Origin of the sequence: Desulfovibrio sp. 1214_IL3152, from assembly GCF_036763055.1 — a bacterium.
Taxonomy (GTDB): domain Bacteria; phylum Desulfobacterota; class Desulfovibrionia; order Desulfovibrionales; family Desulfovibrionaceae; genus Desulfovibrio.
The window spans coordinates 1-3,958 of the sequence record NZ_JBAIYW010000098.1 but is presented as its reverse complement, the minus strand read 5'-3'; the positions used below and the strand labels follow the sequence as shown (position 1 = coordinate 3,958).

General features: G+C 58.2%; 3 protein-coding genes. 2 read left to right on the top strand and 1 reads right to left on the bottom strand.

What is annotated here, in order from left to right; translation table 11 throughout:
* A partial coding sequence (nifJ, locus tag V6C07_RS01900; RefSeq protein ID WP_333534700.1) for a pyruvate:ferredoxin (flavodoxin) oxidoreductase occupies positions 1–1,990 on the bottom strand: 1,990 nt, incomplete at its 3' end.
* Positions 1,991–2,181: 191 nt separating this feature from the next.
* Between nifJ and V6C07_RS01895 the strand changes: the two genes are divergently transcribed.
* Positions 2,182–2,538, top strand: a complete 357-nt coding sequence (locus V6C07_RS01895; RefSeq protein ID WP_333534699.1) for a hypothetical protein — start codon at positions 2,182–2,184, stop codon at positions 2,536–2,538.
* Positions 2,539–2,871: 333 nt separating this feature from the next.
* On the top strand, positions 2,872–3,958 hold a 1,087-nt coding region (locus V6C07_RS01890; RefSeq protein WP_333534698.1), incomplete at its 3' end, for a CZB domain-containing protein.

Here is a 3,958-nt window from a genome sequence, read left to right as displayed (position 1 = left end):
GCATGAAACCGGCCGGGTCCATGGCGGACACGGGCAGCTTGTCGCCCTGCTGGGCCAGGATGGGACGCACCACGCTGCGGATGTAGTCGTCATCATCGCAGTGGCACACTTCGGCGCCTTCGGTGGCAGTGGCCCAGGAGGCGGGGTATTTGATTTCTTCCAGGGCGTCCATGCCCTTGTCCACGGCGGCGATGTTCATGTTGACGATCTTGTCGCCCTTGCTGCCGTAGGTCTTCTTGATGGATTCTTTGAGCAGGGCCACGGCCTTGTCAAAGTCAAGCACGTTGGCCAGCTTGAAGAAGGCGGTCTGCATGATCATGTTGATGCGGCCGCCAAGGCCCACTTCCTGGGCCACCTTCACGGCGTCCACGTTGTAGAACTTGAGCTTTTTGCGGGCGATAACGCGCTTCATGGAGGCGGGCAGGTGCTTTTCGAGGTCAGCCAGCGACCAGTTGGAGTTCAGCACAAAGGTGCCGCCTTCCTTGATGCCTTCAAGAATGTCGTACTGGGTCACATAGGCCGACTTGTGACAGGCAACGTAGTCGGCGCTGGTGATGAGGTAGGACGAAGTGATGGGGGCCTTGCCGAAGCGCAGATGCGACACGGTGAAGCCGCCGGACTTCTTGGAGTCATAGGCAAAGTACGCCTGAGCGTAGAGATCGGTGTTGTCGCCGATGATCTTGATGGCCTGCTTGTTGGCGCCCACGGTTCCGTCGGCGCCGAGGCCGAAGAACTTGCACTGCACGGTGCCGGCGGGCACGGTGTCGATTTCTTCTTCCACTTCAAGGGAAAGATTGGTCACGTCGTCGGTGATGCCCACGGTGAAGTGGTTCTTGGGCTGCAGGGCCAGCATGTTGTCATACACGGCCTTGGCCATGCCGGGGGTGAAGTCCTTGGAGCCGAGGCCGTAGCGACCGGCCACGATGGTGGGAGCTTCGCCCTTTTCAAGGAAGGCGGTGCACACGTCCTGATACAGGGGGTCGCCCAGGGCGCCGCTTTCCTTGGTGCGGTCAAGCACGGTGATGCAGGTGGTGGTGGCGGGCAGGGCGCGCAGCATGTGCTCGGCGGAGAACGGGCGATACAGGCGCACTTTCACAAGGCCCACGCGCTGGCCCTGGCTGTTCAGGTAGTTGACCGTTTCTTCGGCCACTTCACAGGAGGAACCCATGGAAACGATGATGCGGTCGGCTTCGGGGTGGCCCACATAGTCGAACAGGCGGTACTTGCGGCCGGTGATGGACTCCACCTTCTTCATGTTTTCAAGCACGATGCCGGGTACGGCGTCGTAGAAGAGGTTGGAGGCTTCGCGGTTCTGGAAGTAAATGTCGGGGTTCTGGGCGGTGCCGCGAATGTGCGGATGCTCGGGGTTCATGGCGGTGGCGCGGAATTCGTCCACCTTGTCCCAGTTCACCAGGCCGCGGATGTCTTCGTAGTCGATGACTTCGATTTTCTGCACTTCATGCGAGGTGCGGAAGCCGTCGAAGAAATGGCAGAAGGGCAGGCTTGAGTCGATGGCCGAAAGGTGGGACACCAGGGCCAGGTCCATGCACTCCTGCACAGAGGCCGAAGCGAGGAAGCAAAAGCCCGTCTGGCGGGCGGCCATGACGTCCTGATGGTCGCCGAAAATGGACAGGGCATGCGAGGCCAGGGCGCGGGCCGACACGTGAAAAACACCGGGGAGCAGTTCACCGGCGATTTTGTACATGTTGGGGATCATCAGGAGCAGGCCCTGAGAAGCCGTGTAGGTAGAGGTCAGCGCGCCGGCGGAAAGCATGCCGTGCACAGCGCCTGCGGCGCCGGCTTCGGACTGCATTTCACGCACGATCACTTTCTGGCCGAGCAGGTTTTTCATGCCCTTGGCAGCCATCTGGTCCATCACTTCGCCCATGACGGACGAAGGCGTGATGGGGTAAATAGCCGCCGTTTCCGACAGAGCGTAGGCAATATGCGTGGTCGCGTTATTGCCGTCCATGGTTTTCATGTGAGCCATCTGTTCCTCCTTGGCGCTCTGGGGCGCACAATAGTATTTCCAAATTTCTTCGTGGCCGGTTCGGCCGGGTAGGTCCCGCACAAAAAAGCGGTGCGGGCGCGACGTGCTCAGGGAACATAAGGTTTACGCTGAAGAAAGCGTTTGGATAAAAATTTACCGCATCAGGTCATGGGCGTCCATAAAAGAATACTGTGGATGCTCAGGAGGCGGCATCTGGAGCCGCGATTTTTCGTTGCAAAAAAGCCTTAACACAAAGCTGGTTGTTTGAACAGTTAAATACGGCCCGGCTGCAAATTTTTTTCCCGCAGATCAGAAGAAATATTTTACCAGATATTCCCGGTACATCACGAAATGCTGCGGGAGAAACCGTTTTTTCTGCCGAAAAAAATGCGGAAAACGCGGCGGCTCCATCGCTGTCATTTTCGCATGCCCGGCGTGCAGCACACCTGCGAACCGTGTCGGCCCGGTTTGCGGTATGCACCGTAACACACATCCTTGTTCATTGCAGCCCCTGCACGCACCTTGCGGTAATTGTGGCAAAAAAATGAGCGTGCGTGTGTGATGGCAGTTATTTCTGCCGGTTATGGGGCAGGACGCCGAAGAGTCGCGACAAGGTGTGCGTAATTGATACCGATTGCGGGGCCTTTGTGGCTTGACAATAACCTGTCCTCCCCGTAGGGGTCATTTTACAAATAGTAACTGATGACCTGCGCAGCAACGCTGCGGGCAGGAACAAGGGCAGGGCGTTCATCGCGCCATGCTCCTTTATTGGCAGGCCGGCTTTGCCGGTGATGGATTTTTGCCGCCCGTGTTTCGGCAATGAGCGTAAAACTGGCTGTATTGCCTGTGTTTATATGTCGTTAAGATTCCCGGGAGGAATCATGTTCTGGAAAAATCTTTCCATCGGGAAGAAGTTGTGTTTTGGCTTCGGCATCAGCCTGCTGGGCATGATCTGCTTTGCCGTGGTTGCCTGGTATGCGTCCAACCAGGTCATGACCATGGCTGACAGCGCGCTGCAAAAACAGAGCAACGCCCTGGTTTTTGCCATGCGTGAGGCCGATCACCTGCACTGGAAGGAGCGGGTTGGCAGCTTTGTCGCCATGCCGTCCGCGGACGGCAAGCTTGAAGTGCAGAAAGACGGCCACAAATGCCTTTTCGGGCAATGGTTTTATAATGGCGGCCGTGAAGAGGTGGAAGCCATTTTGCCCGGCACTTCCAGCTATTTTAAAAATATGGAAGCCGCCCACCTGGACCTGCACCGCAGCGCTCTGGATATCGAGCGCCTTGTGCAGGCCGGTGACCTGCAAGGGGCCAGGGCGCATTTTAATGACGTTACGCTGGTCAAGTCGGCGGCGGTTGTGGAGGCCCTTGGGCAGTTGCGCAAAATGATGCTGCACGCCGCCGAAGCTGACAGGGAAAGCTACAAGCAGATAATGGCGCGCGAAGAATACGTGGTTATTGCCCTGCTGCTGGCCGTACTGGCGGGCATGGTTATTTCCGGCGTGGCTATTACGCGCTCCATCCGCAATCCGTTGCGCGGGCTTGTGAACAAGTCGGCCGAAGTGGTGGCGGGCAACCTGGATGTGAACCTGCGTTTGCAGCGCCTGGATGAAATAGGCGCGCTGTCGCGGGCATTGGGTTCCCTGCTGGACAACCTCAAGCTCAAGCTGGCCGAGAACGAAAAGAAGTCCCAGGAAGCACAGGCCAGTGCCGAGCACGCCCAAAAATCTCTCAGGGATGCCGAAGAAAAAGAGGCGCGCATAGCCGGCCTGCTGGGCAATATGAACGCCATCGCCACTCAGGCCGATGTGATTGCCGCAGATCTGGCCGACCACTCCGCCACCCTGGCCCAGCGCGTGGAAACCGTCTACAGGGGCAGCGAAGACCAGCACAATCTCATGCGCAGCAGCCTTGATGATCTGGAGCAGCTTGCCGCCGCCGCCGGAGAAATTGCCGCCAGCGCGGAAC